This is a genomic window from Streptomyces niveiscabiei, from assembly GCF_001419795.1.
In the GTDB taxonomy this organism is placed as follows: domain Bacteria; phylum Actinomycetota; class Actinomycetes; order Streptomycetales; family Streptomycetaceae; genus Streptomyces; species Streptomyces niveiscabiei.
Map to the genome: position 1 here is coordinate 1 of NZ_LIRL01000554.1, position 1,031 is coordinate 1,031.

Below are 1,031 nucleotides of genomic sequence, written 5' to 3' on the forward strand. Positions count from 1 at the left end.
CGGGGTGGCCGGCTGCTGTGCGGTGGTTCCCTGCATGGCGTTCTCCATTGCACTAGTGCATAATGTTGTTTGTGCTAGGAGAATATCCGATCCAGGGTCGTCGTGCGATGGACATTTCCGCGAGCATCGAGCGCGCGGTGAGCGAAGGGGCGTTGGAGCCCGGTCAACTGCTGCCGCCCATGCGGGAGTTGGCCGTCACGCTCGGGGTGAATCCCAATACCGTCGCCGGCGCGTACCGCATCCTGCGGGAGCGGGGCGTCATCGAGACGCAGGGGCGGCGGGGGAGTCGGGTACGGGCGCGGCCCGCTACGACCGGGAGGGAGCGGGCGGTCGTCTCCGTGCCCGTGGGGGTGCGGAATCTCGCCTCCGGGAACCCCGATCCGGCGTTGCTGCCGCCGCTCGGGCCCGCGTTCGTCGCGGCGACGAGGGGGCGGGCGCCGGTGCTGTACGGGGAGGCACCCGTCGACGCCGAGTTGGGGCGGTCGGCTCGGCGCGCGTTCGACGCGGACGGGGTGCCTGCGGGGGAACTCGTCGTCGTGTCAGGGGCGTTGGACGCGGTCGAGCGGGTTCTGGGGGCTCATCTGAAGCCCGGCGATTCCGTCGCCGTCGAGGATCCCGGGTGGAATCGGGTCCTCGATCTGGTCGCGGCTCTCGGCCTTCGGGTCGTTCCTGTCGCCGTCGACGACGAAGGGCCCGTCGTCGAGGAGTTGCGGAGCGCTCTGGAATCCGGGGTGCGGGCCGTCGTGATCACCGACCGGGCGCAGAATCCCACCGGGGCTGCTGTCAGCCCCGGGCGCGCACGGGAATTGCGCCAGGCTCTGGGGGAGTACCCCGAGGTCCTGGTCATCGAGGACGATCACGGGCACGGCATCGTGGATCTGCCGCTCTGCCCGCTGGGCGGGGTTACCCGGCACTGGGCTTTTGTGCGGTCCGTCGCCAAGGCCTACGGGCCCGATCTGCGGGTCGCCGTCATGACCGGGGACACGGTGACCGTGGACCGGGTCCGGGGGCGGCAGCGCCTGGGGGCGGGG

At 71.3% G+C, this 1,031-nt stretch carries 1 protein-coding gene; it reads left to right on the forward strand.

Annotation, left to right across the window (positions count from 1 at the left end; genetic code table 11):
- Nucleotides 1-71: 71 nt before the first annotated feature.
- Nucleotides 72-1,031, forward strand: a 960-nt coding sequence (locus AOK24_RS25940; RefSeq protein WP_055722480.1) for an aminotransferase class I/II-fold pyridoxal phosphate-dependent enzyme, incomplete at its 3' end; no start/stop codon positions are given.